This is a genomic window from Flavobacterium proteolyticum, assembly GCF_015223105.1.
GTDB lineage: Bacteria > Bacteroidota > Bacteroidia > Flavobacteriales > Flavobacteriaceae > Flavobacterium > Flavobacterium proteolyticum.
The window spans coordinates 165,059-179,363 of sequence record NZ_JADFTZ010000005.1 but is presented as its reverse complement, the minus strand read 5'-3'; the positions used below and the strand labels follow the sequence as shown (position 1 = coordinate 179,363).

The following is a 14,305-nucleotide window of genomic DNA, read 5'->3' as shown; positions in this document are numbered from 1 at the left end:
TGATATAGATCACATCAAACTTGTGATTTACATCCTGTGTCAAGATTAACAATGTTCCGAATTTTGCAACATCAAATTAAATAAATGAAGCAATGAACAAAGTATTTAAAAACTTCTTGGCAGGAATTATGGTAATTGCAGGTTGTACCATTTTTCTTGGATTAAATCAAGCAACTGCACAAACTATAAATTCAAAAAAAATGAGTAAGAAAATCTTATTTGTGGTTACAAGCCACGACAAATTGGGAGAAACTGGTGAAACAACGGGTTATTATTTGGGTGAAGTTTCTCATCCTTGGGCTGTATTAATTGATGCTGGTTATGAAATTGATTTTGTGAGTCCTAAAGGAGGTAATCCACCCTATTATGGTGCTAACAATGAAGACCCAATTAATCAAAAATTTTTAGCCGATAAAAAATATCAAGCTAAAATTCAAAACACACTGAAACCATCAGAAGTTAATCCATCTGACTACGTAGCTATTTTATATGCAGGAGGGCATGGCACAATGTGGGATTTTGCAGATAATACTGAATTGGCATTAATCGCACAAAAAATTTATGAAAACAATGGCATTGTAAGTGCTGTTTGTCACGGGCCAGCTGGCTTGGTCAATATCAAATTAAGCAATGGCAAGTATTTAGTTGACGGAAAAAAAATCAATGCCTTTACAAATGAAGAGGAAATTGCGGTAAAGCTGGAAAAAGTAGTACCATTTAGTTTGGAAACAAAACTAATTGAACGTGGTGCAAAATTTGAAAAATCTGGATTATGGCAATCACATGTTACAGTTGACCAAAGAGTTGTAACAGGACAAAATCCACAATCAGCTCATGGTGTTGGTGAGGCAGTACTAAAAGAACTTCAAAAACTTAAATAATATCAAAAAAACATTTGAGGCGACAGACTAAGTTGCCTCATTTTTCATTAAAAAAAGTTATGTTAAAAAGTATTCATCACATCGCCATTATTTGTTCTGATTATCAAAAGTCGAAATTTTTTTATACCGAAATATTAGGACTAGAAATTATAAATGAAGTTTATAGAAAAGAAAGACAGTCTTACAAACTTGATTTAGCATTAAACGGTATTTATATTATTGAATTGTTTTCATTTCCCAATCCTCCAGCAAGAGTTTCAAGACCTGAATCGTGTGGAATGAGACATTTAGCTTTTGAAGTATCAAATATAGAAACAGCAATAAAAAAACTTGAAACATACAACATAAAGATTGAACCAATTCGAATAGACGAGTTTACCCAAAAACGTTTTACTTTTTTTGAAGACCCAGATAAATTACCAATTGAATTATATGAAGTGTAAAAAACTGTTTCAACAGCAGTTTACTTCAATGGCTATTTCCGGATTTTTCCACGAAAAATCAGCTGCTAAATGGAATATTTTCTTATAATTTATAACGGCCAAGCATAGATTTATACTAAATTTTAAACCTCAAAATATGAAAAAGCTATTTATGACTACTTTCTGTTTTGGGTATTTAAAGAAAAAACCAGAACTTTCATTCTGGCTTTTCTATTTTTTAGCTTATTTTCTTATTCCAATACAAAAGAAACCGATACGTTTGAAATAATCTCAATTTCTCCAATGGCTAATGTTTCTTTTTCAGGCATTTGTTCGTATGCAACATCAACTGATTTCATAGAAGCATAAACTGGTCGTGGATAGTTGGTATAAGAATTATCAGAAATCACTAACGCCTTCCCTACTTTTTGTCCCGCTAAAACAGAAACGTAATCTTCTGCTTTTTGTTTGGCATCTACCATTGCTTTTTTACGAGCATCACGTTCAAACTCTTTAATCTTAGACGATTTAAACTCTACTCCTTGAATTGAGTTGATGCCGCTATCTACCAAATCCATCATTAACTTATCGTATTTGGTTAAGTCTTTCAAATGAATAGAAATCGTTTGATTGGCTACATAATTGTATTTTTTTGTATTATAATCGTAGTTTTTGTACAAATTCACACGTTGTGTTTGATAATCGGCTGTTGGAATTCCTCGTTGCTTGATTAATTTCAACACTTTATCTACAATTTCATCGTTTTTCTTTTTCACTTCTGCTGCTTCTTTTCCTGTGTTTTCCACCGCAACTGTAATTATAGCTTCGTCTGGAGTTACTTTGATTTTACCTTCGCCAGAAACACTAATTTGTGGAACTGTTTTTACTTCTTGTGCTTGTACCATACCTACTGAGAATAATAGTATCATTACTAGTTTTTTCATAATCTTAATATTTTAATAATTTATAGTTTTCAAGTATTGTGCCAAAAATGAATCTCCTTATATTTTTTTCATTTTAGCCATGATAAATAAAATTACAATAGGAACCAATAAAGCCATAACTGTTTTTGGTTCTTCTGTAATTAAAAAAGGAAATTTTACTAAAGTAATTACAAATCCGCCAATAGCGCCACCAAAATGCGCTACATGGCCAATATTATCATTCTTTGCTTTCATACCATAAATTGAAAATAGTAAATAGGCAAATCCGAAGATATAACCTGGAATAAATCCGTACATGTACAAATTAGGTTCTAACAAAATAGCGCTGTAAATAATTCCCATTACCGCACCAGAAGCGCCAACCGCTCGGTAGTAATATTCATCTTTATGAAAATACAAAGTGAGTAAATTTCCCGCAATTAAACTTCCAAAGTACAGATAAGCAAAATACATAGCACCTACACTATTAATTACAAAAGGAGCAAACATATAAAGCGTAAACATATTGAAAAGCAAATGCATCAAATCTACATGTAAAAATCCAGAAGAAAACATTCTAAACTGTTCACCAGAGCGAATGCTTCCAATATGAAATTCGTATTTTCTAAAGAAATGTGTATCGTTAAAACCTTTATAACTAATTAAACCATTAGCCGCAAGAATAACTAATAAAACAATGTTCATAAAGTTTTTTTTGTAAATTTAGGAATACTTTGGCAAATTTACTTGCAAGTAAAAAAGTATATTTGTAAAAATTTAAACGAATGCAATTATTAGTTTACATACTTATCTATCCGATATTGTGGATAATATCTATTCTACCATTCCCTATTTTTTATTTGTTTTCCGATTTTATATGTTTTTTAACTTATAACATTATTGGTTACCGAAAAAAAGTAGTGCGTGCTAACATTAAATTAGCTTTACCTCATTTATCTGATAAAGAAAGACTTGCCATTGAAAAGAAATTTTACAGCCACATGTGTGATATGTTCTTAGAAATGATAAAAACCATTACCATCTCGCAAAAAGAAATTGAAAAACACTTTACTTTTAGTAATATGGAGGTGTATTATGAGTTGGAAAAAAAGAACAAAAGCATTGCGTTAATGTGCGCGCATTACGCTAGTTATGAGTGGGTTATATCTATGAATTATTATATTCATTGCAAAGGATTTGGAATTTATAAAAAATTATCCAATCCGTATTTTGACAAATTAGTAAAAAGAATTCGCTCTAAATTTAAAGCCGAATTAATTACTACAAAGCAAACTATTCCAACAATTGCAGAAAATCATAAAAATAATGTTTTAGGTATATATGGCTTTGCTAGTGACCAATCGCCAAAGGCAAATGCTGCTTATCATTGGGCTCCTTTTATGGGACATATTGTTCCCGTTCACACAGGAGCAGAAATGCTTGCTAAACGTTTTGATATGAATGTGATTTTCTTAAAAGTTAAGAAAGTAAAAAGAGGCTATTACGAAGCAAGTTTTGAAATTCTTTCTGAAGATGTAAAATCAGTTCCTAATTACGAGATTACCGATAAATTCTTGAAATTAGTAGAAGAACAAATCTACGAAGCTCCCGAATTTTACTTATGGACACATAAAAGATGGAAACATAAAAAAGAAAAAACTCAGTAATAACTGAGTTTTTTCTTTTTATAAATTGAACCAATTGTGAACCATTTCTTTGATTTCGCCTTTGGCACTTTTGTGTACAAATTCATTGGTTTTAGGATTGTATTCGTAATCCGTTCCCCATTCCTTATGATTAGCTGCTAAAGCTTTGATGTTTTCGCAAACGAATTCAATTTCTTCTGTTGTAGTTGTTGGGTGAATCGACATACGAATCCATCCTGGTTTTTGAATTAAATCTCCTGAAGAAATTTTACAAACTAAATCGTGCGAAGTTTCTTGATCTACGTGTAGTAAATAATGTCCGTAAGTCCCAGCACAACTGCAGCCACCACGCGTTTGAATTCCGAATTTATCATTTAATAATTTCACTCCTAAATTGTAATGTAAATCATCAATATAAAACGAAATGACTCCTAACCTGTCTTGGTGTTGGTTTGCCAGAATATGTAAGTTATCGATATTTCCAAGAGCATCAAAAATGTAGTCAACAATTTCATGTTCTCTATCTAAAATATTTTGAACACCCATTTTTTCTTTCAACTGAATTGCCAAAGCCGTTTTCATTACTTGTAAGAAACCTGGAGTACCACCATCTTCTCTATCTTCGATATTGTCGATATATTTGTGTTCGCCCCAAGGGTTTGTCCAACTTACGGTTCCTCCACCTGGACAATCGGGAACGTTGTTTTTGTATAAATCTTTATTAAAAATTAAAACGCCTGAAGTTCCAGGACCACCTAAAAACTTATGAGGTGAAAAGAAAATCGCATCCAAATAACTTTCTGCATCTTCTGGATGCATATTGATATTCACATACGGACCCGAACAAGCGAAATCTACAAAGCAAACACCATTATTTTGGTGCATTAATTTTGCCACTTCATGATACGGAGTTCTAATTCCGGTAACGTTTGAACATGAGGTAATTGAAGCAATTTTAAAACTTCTGTCTTTGTATTTTTCTAGTAAATTTTTTAATTCATTAATACATAATAATCCGTTTTCATCAGCTGGAATTACCACTACATCAGCAATGGTTTCTAACCAAGACGTTTGATTCGAATGGTGTTCCATGTGCGAAATAAAAACGATTGGTTTCAACTCGTTTGGAATCGCAGTAAACTCTTTTAAATTTTCTGGAATACGAAGTCCTAAAATACGTTGGAATTTGTTTACAACACCCGTCATTCCGGTTCCATCGGTAATTAAAATATCCGAATCCGATGCATTTACATGATGTTTGATAATGTGACGTGCTTCATGATACGCCATTGTCATAGCGGTTCCTGTAACAGAAGTTTCGGTATGCGTATTGGCAACAAACGGACCAAAATCGTTCATCAATTTCTCTTCAATTGGGCGATATAATCTTCCGCTGGCTGTCCAATCGGTATAAATGATTTTCTTTTCCCCAAAAGGCGATTGAAATTTTTGATTGATACCAATTATATCCTTTCTGAACTCCTCAAAGTAACATTCTAATTGGGTTTTAGTTGTTGTAGTTGACATGCGTTGTAATTTATTTATTCTTTCGTTTGTCTTTCGTATAAAACCGTTTCTACTGTTTCAAAATCAGTTGGTTTTCCTTCTGTGACAAAATATTTTATTAAAACTTGACCCCATAAATCACCACAAGAAAATTCGGCAATTATCCATCTGTGATTAAGAATTTTTGATGTATTAATCAAAAACGGAACACCATCAATTGGTTCATAAGGAACAAGCGGATTTCCTTTTTTATTTTCGTTTAAACTAATCAAATCTTCTTTAACTTTTACAGCAACTTTTTGATAATCTAAATTGTTAGAAAAGAAATATTCTTGTGCGTCTTCGTCGCTTTCCAAAGCAAAATAATTAGCATTAGCCAAACTAGCAACAGAATCTCTCGACGTTTTTAAATTCGCTTTTACTTTTAGTACTTCTTTGTCTTTTGCATCTAATATTTTGGTTGAATTCACATATTGAAATACATTAAACAATAATGAGAAAATCAAAGCATACAAAATTACGTTCTTCATAAGTATTAAATATTAATTTCTAAATTATCATAAGCTACAAACACATTTACTGGCAATTTTTTCTGAATTTCTTCATGAAAACCAAACAAATGGCTAATATGTGTTAAATAAGTTGTTTTTGGACGCACCAAAGATATGAAATGTAAAACTTCTTCTAAATTAAAATGTGTTGCATGTGGTTCTTCACGCAAGCAATTCACTACCAAAACCTTACAATCTTTAATTTTTTCGATTTCAGAAGCTTCCATTGTTTTTACATCTGTCAAATACACAAAATCTTGAATTCGGTATCCAAAAACTTGCAACGAACCATGGTAAGCATTTACCGGAATAACGACTTCATTATTCACCAAAAATGATTGGTTATTAATTACTTCATTTTCAGAAACTGAAGGTGCGCCTGGATATTTATTTTCGGTTTGAAAAATATAATCAAATCGTCGTTCTAAATTCTTCAAAACACGTTCATGAGCATAAATTGCAATTGCACCTTGTTTAAAAAAGAACGGACGAATATCATCTAAACCCGCAGTATGATCCGCATGTTCGTGCGTAAATAATAATCCGTCAATTTTAGGACATTTGGAATTTAGCATTTGTTGTCTAAAATCGGGGCCACAATCGATAACAATAGAAGTATCTTCGGTTTCAATCCAAACCGAGACACGTAATCGCTTGTCTTTCTCATCTGAACTCAAACATACCGAGTGATGACTTCCAATTACTGGAATTCCTTGAGACGTACCTGTTCCTAAAAAGTAAATTTTCACAACCTTATCTTTTGCACAAAAATAACAATAATTATGGTAGTTTTTATAAAATGATTAACTTTGCAATTAGAGAATTATTATTCTCGTGTACCCCAAAATATATTTTAATGAAAAGCATGGTTACAGATATTAAAGTTCGTGGAGATAAAGAGATAGAGCAAATCCCTTCCATTAAAGATAAAGCATTAAGAATCAATCTTAATGAAAACATCTATGGAACGTTTGCAGAGATTGGAGCAGGACAAGAAACAGTACGTAACTTTTTTAGAGCTGGAGCCTCTTCTGGAACTATTGCAAAAGCCATGTCGGCATACGATAAAGACTTTAGTGACGCTATCTATGGTGAAGAATCTGATGGTCGTTATGTAACAGAAAGTCGTCTTCGCAAAATGCTAACTCACGAAATTAATCTTGTTGAACAACGTTTAAGTAGAGACAAACATCCAAATAAATTGTTTTTTAGTTATGCTAATACGGTTGCTACAATCGACTTTGCAAAGCAATTTAAAGGTCACGGATGGGTTGGAATTGTATATCAAGTAGAACCAGATGAAGATTATAACGAAATTATTCTTCACATTCGTTTCAAAGAAAATGATGCCAAATTACAACAAGAAACTCTAGGAATTTTAGGGGTAAATTTAATTTATGGTGCTTTCTATAAATACAATGACCCAAAAAAATTACTTCGTTATTTATACGACCATTTAGATAAAGATCAATTAGAAATTGATACCGTTAACTTTTCAGGTCCAAGATTTGCCAATGTAGACAATCGTTTGATGAGTTTACAATTGGTTAAAAACGGAATGACTGATGCCGTAATGTTTGGTCCTGATGGGAAAAACATCTTACCTGCGGCTGTTTTATACAAAAAAAATATCTTGGCTTTAAGAGGAAGTTTTAGACCTGTTACTAAAGTAAATATGGACATGTATGAGGAATCATACAACATGTTTATCAAAGAAAATAAAGTAGCCGAAGACAACACATTTGTTGTTTTTGAAATTACGCTTTCCAACTTAAAAGCCGAAGGTGAGATTGACGAACGCGATTTCCTTGACCGTGCAGAGTTACTTTGTAAACTTGGTAAAAACGTAATGATTTCGAACTTCCAAGAATATTTCAAAGTTGTAGAATACTTCTCTAACTATTCAAAAGCAAGAATGGGATTAGCTATGGGAGTAAATAACTTAGTTGAAATTTTCGACGAGAAATACTACCGCCATTTATCAGGAGGAATATTGGAAGCTTTTGGAAAATTATTCTATCGCGATTTAAAAGTGTACTTATATCCAATGAAAGATGATAATGGAAACGTTATCACTTCAGAAAACTTAAAAGTACATCCTAGAATGAAAGAATTATACAAATTCTTCAAATTCAACGGAAAAGTAATCGATATCAAAGACTACGATGAAAAAAACTTAGATATTTTCTCTAGAAAAATTTTAAAAATGATTTGTAGAGGCGAATCCGGTTGGGAAGACATGCTTCCTGAAGGAACTGCGGATATCATTAAAAAAGAAAAACTATTTTCTTACGCTTGCGAAATCGACTTCAAAGAGAAGCAAACAGAAGAAATTAACTAATATCGAAAATCACTCCTAAAAAGAGTGATTTTTCATTTCACAAAACCAACCACATGAACATTCGTCTTTTAGCTATCGGAAAAACAGATAATAAAGCGCTTCAAACCTTAATCGATGATTATACCAAGCGTTTGTCTTTTTACGTGAAATTTGATTTGGAAATTATTCCCGATATCAAAAACGTAAAGAACTTATCGGAAGCCCAACAAAAAGAAAAAGAAGGCGAATTGATTTTATCCAAAATTACACCAACCGACCAATTAATTCTACTCGACGAAAACGGCAAAACCTTTAGCAGCGTTGGTTTCTCTGACTTTTTACAAAAGAAAATGAATGCAGGAATTAAAACCTTAGTTTTTGTAATTGGTGGTCCATACGGATTTAGTGAAACCGTTTACCAAAAAGCACAAGGTAAAGTTTCCTTATCCGAAATGACGTTTTCGCATCAAATGGTGCGCTTGTTCGTAATTGAACAAATTTATAGAGGCTTTACGATTTTAAGAAATGAACCGTATCATCATCAGTGATAAGGTAAAAGGATAAAGGTAAAGGGTAAAAGGAATTAGTTTTGCCAAGAAAAATGTTCTTCTGAATGAGAATGTATAGTAAAAACTGAGAGATAAACTGATTTATTATATACTATTATTTTTTAAACTACTTCCCTATTCTATCTAAATCTGGTTGAAGTGGTTTAAAATTTCTCACATAACAGCTATGTTTATTCTTAAAAATCCCCTTATCCGTTGCAAGTAAAAGTTTTTCATTCAATTTTTTATATCTTTTCTTTCGTAGTCTGTCAATTTTTTTTGACGAAATAAAATCATAAATTACATAATACATCATGATAACTTCTACATTTTCACAATCTTCTTTCAACTTTATGTCAGTAAATTCCATACCTGCATAGAAAAATAATAAACTATCATTTTTTTCAGAAATGATAATATTAAATTGACCATCAAAATCTGTTTCTCCAACAAGTTCATTATCAGAATTTCTAATTTGCACACCTGCTAGCGGTTCTAAATCTTCAGAAATCACTTTACCAGAAACACTTCTATTTTGACCATTGACAAAAAAAACTAGAAAATGTATAAGAATTATAATTACGTATTTAATCTTCATAAACTATTAATTTTTTTAAGTTGGATTCTCGAAACTCCCAACTTCAAACTACCAACTACAACTTACACCCACATTCCGGCAACTTCTTCTCATCATACACAAACTCAAAAGAAGACAATTGGATTTCGTTGTTTGTTGCTTTCCATGCCAAAATTTTATTTTGAATGTATTGGCCATACGTTAAGCGATTATCAAAGTTCAAATGTAACATCGTGATTTTACCATCACTTGTGAAATCAGCAAATTCTTTTATGTAATCTACAAACTCTTCTCTTGTAACATCTACACCATCAACGGTAATTTTGTTGTCTTTATTGAAATTTACGGTAAAATTGTGAAAGTTTCTATAATGTTCGGCGTGTTTTTTAATGAAAAACTTAGAAAAATGTTTTCTGTATTTAAACTCTACATCCGTAAAAGGGAAAAACGCTAAATTCTTAGCCACGCTATCCGAATACGTAAAAACGTTCATTGTTCCTTCTTTTGAATGCGAACTGCGTTTCTTTTTGTCTTGCAAATTCATCACTTCTGGAATGACTAATTTCAACGGCAAACGTTTGTCGATATTAAAAACCCAATTGGTAGAAGCAATAGCATTTTTACGATTCACTTCTACAATCGTATCTAATTTTTCTTTGTCATCTGGATTTTCTTCCGTTTTGAAAAACATATAAATAGGCGAATGATCGGTCATTTCTTTTAGAACCGAAACATTTTCTTGAGGCAACAATACTTCTTCGTTATTACAAGAAAACAAGCCCATCAAGGCAACAATAGCAACTAATTTCTTCATTCTTTATTTTAATTTACTGACTAATTTTATACATTCCACCGCTTCTTTTACATCGTGAACTCGAAGAATTTTAGCTCCTTTTTGTAACGCAATTGTATTCAAAACCGAAGTTCCATTTAAGGCTTCTTGTGGCGAACTTTCTAACACTTTATAAATCATCGATTTTCTTGAAATCCCCGCTAAAAATGGCAATTCTAACATCGAAAATAATTCCATTTTATGCAACACTTCATAATTCTGTTCCAATGTTTTGGCAAAACCAAATCCAGGATCAATGATAATATCCGAAATTCCAAAGCTTCTCGCCTTTTGAATTCGCTCTGAAAAATAGAAAATCATTTCTTTCACAATATCTTTATAATCAGTTAGACTTTGCATCGTTTGCGGGTTGCCTCGCATGTGCATCATAATATACGGCACTTTCAATTCGGCAACGGTTTCCAACATTTTATCATCTAACAAACCTGCTGCAATGTCATTAACCATCGCTACGCCATTTTCTACTGAAGCTTTCGCAACTTGAGCTCGAAACGTATCAACCGATAAAACAATATTAGGAAACGTTTCAACCAATGATTTCACAATCGGAACCAAACGTTTGATTTCTTCCTCTTCCGAGACAAATTCGGCACTTGGCTTACTCGAATAGGCTCCGATATCAATAAAATCAGCTCCTTCCGAAAGCATTTTATCAACCTGATGAATAATCGAATTGATTTCTTTATGCTTGCCACCATCGTAAAACGAATTGGGCGTCACATTCAAAATCCCCATTACTTTTGGAGTTGATATATCGATTAATTTTCCGTTACAATTGATATTCATCTTAATTTGTATTTCTTTTCACTTTTCACTTTTCACTTTTCACTTAAATGCTTACTTTTGAAAAATTTCACACAAATATAAAGCAAATAATGTCGAATACTTCTCAACAATATGATAAAGTTATAGCGGTTTGTCGCGATTTATTTTCAAAAAAAGCACATGATTACGGAACGGCATGGCGTGTTTTACGTTTGCCTTCTTTAACCGACCAAATTTTCATTAAAGCCCAAAGAATTCGCAGCTTACAAGAAAACGAAGTCCGTAAAGTAGATGAAGATGAAACTTCTGAATTCATCGGAATTATCAATTATTGTGCGATGGCTTTGATTCAAATGGAAAAAGGAGTTGCCAATCAACCAGATATGTCTGCTGATGAAGCAGTGAAATTATACGATGAAAAAATCGCGGAAACGAAAGCCTTAATGGAAAACAAAAATCACGATTATGGCGAGGCTTGGCGCGATATGCGAATCAGTTCCTTAACCGATTTAATCATTCAAAAATTACTTCGCGTGAAGCAAATCGAAGACAACAAAGGAAAAACTTTAGTTTCGGAAGGAATTGATGCCAATTACCAAGACATGATAAACTATTCGGTTTTCGCCTTGATTTTAATGGAAAATAAATAACAAGTCGTTAACACATTACCTTTTTTGTAAATTGTATTTTTATCAAAAATCAAAAAAAGCATGAAAAAAGAAAACTTAAGTTGGATTTTACGCCTAATCATTTCTGCCTTATTTATTGTTTCGGCTGTAGCCAAATTATATCCTTCGCCGTATTTTGCAATTTCCACTTTTGAAGTAAAACAATTGTATCCACTAGGATTTTCAGAAGGTTTTGCTCCTTATTTTTCAAGAATTTTAATCGGAATTGAATTTGCTTTGGGAATTGCTATTTTATTAAAAGATTACTTGAAAAAAATCACGATTCCTGCTACGATTTTATTATTAGCGGTTTTCACAATTCACTTAAGCTACACCACTTTCGTAAGCGGAAATGCAGGAAATTGTGGTTGTTTCGGAGAATTAATTCCAATGACACCAGTAGAAGCCATTATCAAAAATATCATTGCGATTGGATTGTTAGTTTGGTTATTCAAATTAGTACCTGCTGATGGAAAATCGAATTTTTGGTTGTTGAAATCGGTTGCTTTAGGTTGTATTTTAGGGCTTTTTATGGTGGCTCCAATAAGACCAGTTGAAAAAGTTGTGGAAGAACCAACTTCTGAAATTCAAGAGAATTTAGGTATAATTGTAGATTCTACTTCTGTCTTAAATACAGAAGAACCAAAAGATGAAATAGTAAAAGATACCGTTAAAAAAGTAGAAGAAAAGAAAACTGAAGACACTCCTAAAAAAGTAAAATCGGGTTACGAGAAATATTTCCCTGGAATTGATACCGATAAAAAGATTCTGTGCTATTTTGTTCCTGGTTGCGACCATTGTATGGATACTGCAAAAGAGTTGAACGAAATGCGTAAAAAAGACAAGAACTTTCCTCCTATTTACGTGATTTTTATGAATGAAGAACCAGAGAAAGTTCCAACCTTCTTTGAATTCGCAGGAACTAAATTCCCTTACAAAATGATTGATGTGATTCCATTTTGGACCGAATTAGGAACTGGAAGAGATACGCCAGGAGTGAAATATTTATGGAATGGTAACGAATTCAAATACTACGACGGCATCAATGAAAATAAATTCAATGGAGCCGAATTCAAAAAATTAATTAAAAAACCGTATTCAGAATTAAAAAAATAATTATTAAACACATAGAAACATAGATAATTTTGAAGTGTTGACTAATGTGATAAAATCTGAGTATTTTATTCTTTAAACACTTTTAAAAGAAATCAATTAAACTAAAACTATGTACCTATGTGTTTAAGATAAATAAAAAGTAAAATTATGATAAAGAAAATTTTCGTTTTAGCAACTATGCTAATCAGTACTTTAGGATGTGCACAAAAAGAAGAAACGACTTTTAAAAATGAAAGTCTTAATTATGTTTTAAAAACAACCGAAGATAAACCAATTACTTTTCAAGAAATCGTAAAAAAACACGAAGGAAAGACAATATTCATAGAACTTTGGGCTTCATGGTGTTCAGATTGTATTAAAGCCATGCCAGAAGTAAAAAAATTAAACCAAACTTATGGTAAAGATGTTGTTTTTGTTAACTTATCCTTTGACAAAACAGTTGAAAAATGGATTCAAGGAATCGAAAAATACGAAGTAGAAGGTGAAAATTATTTCATTGGTGATAACATGAAAGGAACATTTGGAACATCATTAAATGTAGATTGGATTCCAAGATACTTAATAGTGGACAAAACTGGTAAAATTGTTTTATACAGAGCCATTGAAAAAGATTTTGACAAAATAAAAGAAGTATTAAATAAAGTCAAATAATAGTCGAATCTTCGCAAACCTTTGCGTAAATTTATTACAAAGAGGTGACCAAAAAATACTAATAATACAAACAAATTAGTACTTTTGAAATTATTAAAAATGAAATTTCAATGAGAAAAAATATCGTTGCTGGAAACTGGAAAATGCACAAAACGCAAAAAGAAACTGTTGCATTATTAGAAGAAATTATCGCTAAAAAACCAAATACTACTACTGAAATTATTGTAGCTCCAACGTTTGTCAACCTATCAAAAGCAGTTGAAATCACGAATGGAAAAGGAATTACGGTAGCAGCACAAAACATGCACCAAGCGGAAGGTGGTGCTTTTACAGGCGAAATTGCTGCTTCTATGTTAACTGATATTGGAGTAACAACGGTAATTCTTGGTCACAGCGAAAGACGTGCGTATTTTCATGAAACAGATGCTTTATTAGCTAGTAAAGTGGATACCGCTTTAAAACATGAAATGCGAATTATTTTCTGTTTTGGTGAAGAATTAAAAGACAGACAAATTAATAACCATTTTAATATTGTTGAGAATCAATTACGAGATGGATTGTTCCATTTAGAAAAGAAAGATTGGGCGAATATTGTTTTAGCATACGAACCGGTTTGGGCGATTGGAACAGGCGAAACCGCATCTCCAGAACAAGCGCAAGAAATGCACAAATTCATTAGAACATTAGTTGAAAAAGTATACGGATTTGATATCGCAGACAACTTAACCATTTTATACGGTGGAAGTGTAAAACCAGACAACGCGAAAGAAATCTTCTTAAAACCTGATGTTGATGGCGGATTAATTGGTGGCGCTGCGTTAAAAGCTGATGACTTTTTGGCAATTGTGAATGGGTTTTAATTTTTTGGAACGCGGATA

At 32.2% G+C, this 14,305-nt stretch carries 17 protein-coding genes; 9 read left to right on the top strand and 8 right to left on the bottom strand.

Translation table 11 applies throughout. The features are described 5' to 3' along the window. Positions 1 to 92 precede the first annotated feature (92 nt). Together IM755_RS10880 and gloA2 are read left to right on the top strand one after the other, a co-directional pair. Positions 93 to 881 (top strand): type 1 glutamine amidotransferase domain-containing protein, encoded by a 789-nt coding sequence (locus tag IM755_RS10880; RefSeq protein WP_194096708.1) that lies wholly within the window; start codon positions 93 to 95, stop codon positions 879 to 881. 59 nt (positions 882 to 940) lie between these two features. Then, positions 941 to 1,324 (top strand): SMU1112c/YaeR family gloxylase I-like metalloprotein, encoded by a 384-nt coding sequence (gene gloA2 / locus IM755_RS10875; RefSeq protein WP_194096707.1) that lies wholly within the window; start codon positions 941 to 943, stop codon positions 1,322 to 1,324. Positions 1,325 to 1,554: 230 nt separating this feature from the next. On the opposite strand, the gene IM755_RS10870 is transcribed toward gloA2, so the two are convergent. Both IM755_RS10870 and IM755_RS10865 read right to left on the bottom strand, forming a co-directional pair. Then, the gene (locus tag IM755_RS10870; RefSeq protein WP_194096705.1) at positions 1,555 to 2,247 is read right to left on the bottom strand and encodes an SIMPL domain-containing protein; all 693 of its coding nucleotides are present in this window, start codon (positions 2,245 to 2,247) and stop codon (positions 1,555 to 1,557) included. Between the two features lie 57 nt (positions 2,248 to 2,304). Then, entirely contained in the window at positions 2,305 to 2,931 is a 627-nt protein-coding gene (locus IM755_RS10865) for a rhomboid family intramembrane serine protease (RefSeq protein ID WP_026724956.1), read from the bottom strand. Positions 2,932 to 3,011: 80 nt separating this feature from the next. Here IM755_RS10865 and IM755_RS10860 point away from each other — a divergent pair, with 80 nt between their 5' ends. Continuing rightward, a complete protein-coding gene (locus IM755_RS10860; RefSeq protein WP_194096702.1) occupies positions 3,012 to 3,893 on the top strand; it encodes a lysophospholipid acyltransferase family protein in 882 nt (293 codons plus the stop codon). Between the two features lie 18 nt (positions 3,894 to 3,911). On the opposite strand, the gene IM755_RS10855 is transcribed toward IM755_RS10860, so the two are convergent. From IM755_RS10855 to IM755_RS10845, 3 genes are read right to left on the bottom strand one after another with little or no spacing between them, the layout of a single operon-like run. Then, positions 3,912 to 5,399, bottom strand: a complete 1,488-nt coding sequence (locus IM755_RS10855) for an aminotransferase class V-fold PLP-dependent enzyme (protein ID WP_026724958.1) — start codon at positions 5,397 to 5,399, stop codon at positions 3,912 to 3,914. 14 nt (positions 5,400 to 5,413) lie between these two features. Next, a complete protein-coding gene (locus IM755_RS10850) occupies positions 5,414 to 5,908 on the bottom strand; it encodes a hypothetical protein (RefSeq protein ID WP_026724959.1) in 495 nt (164 codons plus the stop codon). Positions 5,909 to 5,913: 5 nt separating this feature from the next. Next, positions 5,914 to 6,678, bottom strand: a complete 765-nt coding sequence (locus tag IM755_RS10845; RefSeq protein ID WP_194096700.1) for an MBL fold metallo-hydrolase — start codon at positions 6,676 to 6,678, stop codon at positions 5,914 to 5,916. Positions 6,679 to 6,794: 116 nt separating this feature from the next. Between IM755_RS10845 and IM755_RS10840 the strand changes: the two genes are divergently transcribed. Together IM755_RS10840 and rlmH are read left to right on the top strand one after the other, a co-directional pair. Then, positions 6,795 to 8,270, top strand: coding sequence for a TonB-dependent receptor (locus IM755_RS10840; RefSeq protein ID WP_194096818.1), 1,476 nt, complete (start codon positions 6,795 to 6,797; stop codon positions 8,268 to 8,270). Between the two features lie 53 nt (positions 8,271 to 8,323). Next, on the top strand, positions 8,324 to 8,797 hold the full coding sequence (gene rlmH / locus IM755_RS10835; RefSeq protein ID WP_194096698.1) for a 23S rRNA (pseudouridine(1915)-N(3))-methyltransferase RlmH: 474 nt from the start codon (positions 8,324 to 8,326) through the stop codon (positions 8,795 to 8,797). 127 nt (positions 8,798 to 8,924) lie between these two features. Here the strand turns inward: rlmH and IM755_RS10830 are convergent, their stop codons facing one another. From IM755_RS10830 to folP, 3 genes are read right to left on the bottom strand one after another with little or no spacing between them, the layout of a single operon-like run. Beyond that, positions 8,925 to 9,395, bottom strand: a complete 471-nt coding sequence (locus IM755_RS10830) for a hypothetical protein (RefSeq protein ID WP_194096696.1) — start codon at positions 9,393 to 9,395, stop codon at positions 8,925 to 8,927. A gap of 55 nt (positions 9,396 to 9,450) precedes the next feature. Beyond that, positions 9,451 to 10,188 (bottom strand): hypothetical protein, encoded by a 738-nt coding sequence (locus IM755_RS10825; protein ID WP_194096694.1) that lies wholly within the window; start codon positions 10,186 to 10,188, stop codon positions 9,451 to 9,453. A 3-nt stretch (positions 10,189 to 10,191) separates the two neighbouring features. After that, positions 10,192 to 11,013, bottom strand: coding sequence for a dihydropteroate synthase (gene folP, locus IM755_RS10820; protein ID WP_194096692.1), 822 nt, complete (start codon positions 11,011 to 11,013; stop codon positions 10,192 to 10,194). An 89-nt stretch (positions 11,014 to 11,102) separates the two neighbouring features. Here folP and IM755_RS10815 point away from each other — a divergent pair, with 89 nt between their 5' ends. From IM755_RS10815 to tpiA, 4 genes are all read left to right on the top strand, one after another. Continuing rightward, positions 11,103 to 11,642 carry a DUF1599 domain-containing protein gene (locus IM755_RS10815; protein ID WP_194096690.1) on the top strand — a complete coding sequence of 180 codons (540 nt, stop codon included), beginning with the start codon at positions 11,103 to 11,105 and terminating at the stop codon, positions 11,640 to 11,642. A gap of 60 nt (positions 11,643 to 11,702) precedes the next feature. After that, positions 11,703 to 12,776 (top strand): DoxX family protein, encoded by a 1,074-nt coding sequence (locus IM755_RS10810; RefSeq protein WP_194096688.1) that lies wholly within the window; start codon positions 11,703 to 11,705, stop codon positions 12,774 to 12,776. A 147-nt stretch (positions 12,777 to 12,923) separates the two neighbouring features. Further along, the gene (locus IM755_RS10805) at positions 12,924 to 13,427 is read left to right on the top strand and encodes a TlpA family protein disulfide reductase (RefSeq protein ID WP_228063939.1); all 504 of its coding nucleotides are present in this window, start codon (positions 12,924 to 12,926) and stop codon (positions 13,425 to 13,427) included. Positions 13,428 to 13,537: 110 nt separating this feature from the next. Next, positions 13,538 to 14,287: a triose-phosphate isomerase gene (gene tpiA / locus IM755_RS10800; protein WP_194096686.1), complete on the top strand. Its 750-nt coding sequence runs from the start codon at positions 13,538 to 13,540 to the stop codon at positions 14,285 to 14,287. Positions 14,288 to 14,305 lie beyond the last annotated feature (18 nt).

Excerpts from the sequence above, each read along its gene's own strand:
- IM755_RS10880 (WP_194096708.1), top strand. The coding sequence starts at position 93 with ATGAACAAAGTATTTAAAAACTTCTTGGCAGGAATTATGGTAATTGCA.
- gloA2 (WP_194096707.1), top strand. The coding sequence starts at position 941 with ATGTTAAAAAGTATTCATCACATCGCCATTATTTGTTCTGATTATCAA.
- IM755_RS10870 (WP_194096705.1), bottom strand. The coding sequence starts at position 2,247 with ATGAAAAAACTAGTAATGATACTATTATTCTCAGTAGGTATGGTACAA.
- IM755_RS10865 (WP_026724956.1), bottom strand. The coding sequence starts at position 2,931 with ATGAACATTGTTTTATTAGTTATTCTTGCGGCTAATGGTTTAATTAGT.
- IM755_RS10860 (WP_194096702.1), top strand. The coding sequence starts at position 3,012 with ATGCAATTATTAGTTTACATACTTATCTATCCGATATTGTGGATAATA.
- IM755_RS10855 (WP_026724958.1), bottom strand. The coding sequence starts at position 5,399 with ATGTCAACTACAACAACTAAAACCCAATTAGAATGTTACTTTGAGGAG.
- IM755_RS10850 (WP_026724959.1), bottom strand. The coding sequence starts at position 5,908 with ATGAAGAACGTAATTTTGTATGCTTTGATTTTCTCATTATTGTTTAAT.
- IM755_RS10840 (WP_194096818.1), top strand. The coding sequence starts at position 6,795 with ATGGTTACAGATATTAAAGTTCGTGGAGATAAAGAGATAGAGCAAATC.
- rlmH (WP_194096698.1), top strand. The coding sequence starts at position 8,324 with ATGAACATTCGTCTTTTAGCTATCGGAAAAACAGATAATAAAGCGCTT.
- IM755_RS10830 (WP_194096696.1), bottom strand. The coding sequence starts at position 9,395 with ATGAAGATTAAATACGTAATTATAATTCTTATACATTTTCTAGTTTTT.
- IM755_RS10825 (WP_194096694.1), bottom strand. The coding sequence starts at position 10,188 with ATGAAGAAATTAGTTGCTATTGTTGCCTTGATGGGCTTGTTTTCTTGT.
- folP (WP_194096692.1), bottom strand. The coding sequence starts at position 11,013 with ATGAATATCAATTGTAACGGAAAATTAATCGATATATCAACTCCAAAA.
- IM755_RS10815 (WP_194096690.1), top strand. The coding sequence starts at position 11,103 with ATGTCGAATACTTCTCAACAATATGATAAAGTTATAGCGGTTTGTCGC.
- IM755_RS10810 (WP_194096688.1), top strand. The coding sequence starts at position 11,703 with ATGAAAAAAGAAAACTTAAGTTGGATTTTACGCCTAATCATTTCTGCC.
- IM755_RS10805 (WP_228063939.1), top strand. The coding sequence starts at position 12,924 with ATGATAAAGAAAATTTTCGTTTTAGCAACTATGCTAATCAGTACTTTA.
- tpiA (WP_194096686.1), top strand. The coding sequence starts at position 13,538 with ATGAGAAAAAATATCGTTGCTGGAAACTGGAAAATGCACAAAACGCAA.